Raw genomic sequence first — 3,132 nt, forward strand, 5'->3', positions numbered from 1 at the left:
CTTAAGCTAAGCGATAAATTATCAGAGTTTATCGCATCTTTTATCATGTAATCGTTTGCCCCCGAACGCATAACCTCTGTGGCTACATGCTCATCTCCATGTGAAGTCACGAAAATGATAGGTGTTAATATTCCCCTATTTCGGATGGTTTTAACCAATGTTATACCATCCATGTCAGGCATTCGAAAATCTGTTATGATGCAGTCAAATTCTTCAGTTTCAAGAATTTTGAGTCCTTCAGCAGATAAACTTGCATGAGTAGATTCTGCATGCATATCAGTATCCTGCAAGGCTCTTTTAATCAGCATTGCATCTACTTTTTCATCCTCGATTATTAATACTCTGTAGGGCATAGTTGTATTGTTTTGGTTAGGGTAATTCAATCATCTTCCAAAAATTATTCAGTGTCGATACTGCTGTCACAAATTTTTCGAAGTTTATTGGTTTTAAAATATATCCTGCTACATTCAAACTATATGCTTCAATTTTATCACTGTCTTCGTTCGAAGTGGTCATCATAAAAACACTAATTGATTTTAGGTTTTTATCTGCACGCATTGCCCTTAACAATTCGATACCATTCATTTTGGGCATATTGATATCCAGCAATACTATTTTGGGGGTTGGTGTAAGCTTTTCAACTCCATTTTCCCCTTTTAACATATTCAATGCTTCCAAACCGTTGTGTGCAACATACAATGGATTAGTGATGTTGTTTTTTTTGAATGCACGTTGCACATTCATCACATCAACCATATCATCTTCTACTAATAGTATATTTAATAAATTATCTTCCATGAGTCTTTTTTTTCAGTTAGGTATTGAAAAATAACATTCATTTTATTAGTCAGGTCTTTCGCATAAACTCCAATAACTATTTAAAGTAGCTACAGAAGTGACGAATTTTTCAAAAGATAAAGGCTTTAATATATAGCCAGCCACATTTAAATCATATGCTTTTATTTTGTCACTATCCTGATTTGAGGTAGTCATCACAAATACAGAAATCATTTTTAAATTTTCATCTTTTCTGATTTCCTTTAAAAACTCAATGCCATTCATGCGAGGCATATTAATATCCAGAATAATTACTTTCGGCAATGCAATGCCAGGCTTGGTTAACATATCCAGTGCTTCCAAACCATTTCTGGCGACCATAATGGGATTGGTTATGTTGTTTTTCTTAAAAGCTCTCTTTACATTCATTATGTCGACTTCATCATCCTCGACAAGCATAATTGATAATGGGATTTCACTCATAATAAGCATTAATTAGGTTGAACATTAATTAACTTTGGCCAGGAGAAACTAATCGTAGTTCCTTGCTCTATTTTGGATTGAATTTCCATACTTCCACCAACAAAATCAACAATTTTATCAGCAATGGTTAATCCAGCTCCAGTAGTATCTATATCATCTTTAATATGGACGGTATAGAATATTTTTTTTACTTTCTCAAGTGCTTCTTCAGGCATTCCACATCCATTGTCACGAATGATAAATTGGAGGTAATCGTCTTTCTCTCTCGTTTCTATATAAATTGTGTTCTCTTGCGAATTCATTGATGATAATGCATTTTTCAGCAATTCAGTTAATACTCGTTTTAGTTTGAACCGATATGTATTGAATGTTGGCATTTCACCAAATTCCACTTTTACAGCCTTATCGAACTGATTCAACTCGATTATTTCTTCACATAGCTTTTTCACATCAACCGGCATTACTTCTAATTCCATGCGGCCAATTCGTGATATATCTGTTAATGCACTAAGCATCCGTTCCATTCTGCTTACTCTGCTTTTAAGCAGCTTAATATTTTCTTTAATTTCATCGTTTTGAATTTCTTCAAGATCATCAGCAATCCAGGCTGTTAAATTGGTAATAGCACGAAGAGGCGCTTTTACGTCATGAGAAACAATGTAAATGAACTCTTCAAGTTCCTCAGTTTTCTGCTGAAGTTTTGCCTGATATATTTCCAGTTCTGTTTTCATTGTGAAATTTTTATTCTTTCGAAATTGCTTTCTAAATTATTTCTTTGGCCATGTAAAATGAAATTCAGCTCCCTTTCCTTCCTCTGAATTAATCCAAACTTTTCCGCCTTTTTCTTCTATTATTTTTTTGATAATCGATAAACCTATACCTGTGCTTTCACGGGTATCTCTGGCCTCAATTGTTTGGAAAATCCCAAATATTCTTTCCTGATATTCGACAGGAATCCCAGGTCCGTCATCTTTGACTATAAATTCATATTTACCATTTGGCACAGTATGATAAATGGATATATTTCCTTTTTCTTTATCGTGATATTTTATTGCATTGCTAATCAGATTAGAAAATACTTGCTGAAGAGGCATCAATTCTGAATTCAATATGGGCATTTTATGGTCAATATTGATTTTGAAATTCTCAGAAATATTGATTGAATCAACAATGTCTTCAACTAAATTAGTCACATTGATTTCTTCTTTTTGCAAATTCTGACGGCCTATTCGTGAATAATCAAGTATACCGTTAATTAAGTTTTCCATGCGGTGAACGCGTCCTCTCATCAAACTTAAATGATTGCCAATTTCTTCTGGAACTTCACCAAAATCCTCAACTATCCACTCGGATAAATTGTTAATGGCTCTTAGCGGTGCTTTGAGATCGTGTGAAACGATATAAGCAAATTGATCAAGTTCTTTATTCGTTTTTTCAATTTGCTGAGTATATTCAACGAGTTTCTTCTCGCTTTCTTTTTGCTTAGTTATATCCTGTGCTACCAGAACAGATATATTCTTATTAAAATCTTTCAATTTGTTAACAGACAAAAGAACAGGCAATTCTTTACCTGATTTAGTTTTGAAACTGGTTTCGATTAAACTGCCAGCTACAAGTTTGGTATTCCCTATTATTTTTGACACATCTTGCCCAATAATGGATTCATTACTGCAACCCAATTTTTGACAAGTAGTAGGATTTACCGTTTTGATTTTATTATTTTCATCCAATACAATCAAGATATTTCCCATAGTTTGAAAAATATCATTTAAATAATTTTTGGCGCTGGCTGTTTCAATTAGTTTAAGAGAAGAAGTTAAACTGGCACGAATGACCAAATAAACAAATAAGGCACCACCTAAAAACACCATC

5 protein-coding genes are annotated in these 3,132 nt (G+C 33.5%); all 5 read right to left on the reverse strand.

Going from position 1 to position 3,132, the window contains the following annotated elements; translation table 11 throughout:
- The coding region (locus tag HOG71_11650; protein MBT5991494.1) for a response regulator at nucleotides 1–353 on the reverse strand (353 nt) is incomplete at its 3' end.
- Nucleotides 354–369: 16 nt separating this feature from the next.
- Entirely contained in the window at nucleotides 370–798 is a 429-nt protein-coding gene (locus tag HOG71_11655) for a response regulator (protein ID MBT5991495.1), read from the reverse strand.
- A 45-nt stretch (nucleotides 799–843) separates the two neighbouring features.
- A complete protein-coding gene (locus tag HOG71_11660; GenBank protein ID MBT5991496.1) occupies nucleotides 844–1,260 on the reverse strand; it encodes a response regulator in 417 nt (138 codons plus the stop codon).
- Between the two features lie 8 nt (nucleotides 1,261–1,268).
- On the reverse strand, nucleotides 1,269–1,991 hold the full coding sequence (locus HOG71_11665; GenBank protein MBT5991497.1) for a HAMP domain-containing histidine kinase: 723 nt from the start codon (nucleotides 1,989–1,991) through the stop codon (nucleotides 1,269–1,271).
- 36 nt (nucleotides 1,992–2,027) lie between these two features.
- Nucleotides 2,028–3,132 (reverse strand): PAS domain S-box protein (locus HOG71_11670; protein ID MBT5991498.1); only part of this gene is annotated, 1,105 nt, incomplete at its 5' end.

This window comes from Bacteroidota bacterium (assembly GCA_018698135.1).
GTDB lineage: Bacteria > Bacteroidota > Bacteroidia > CAILMK01 > JAAYUY01 > JABINZ01.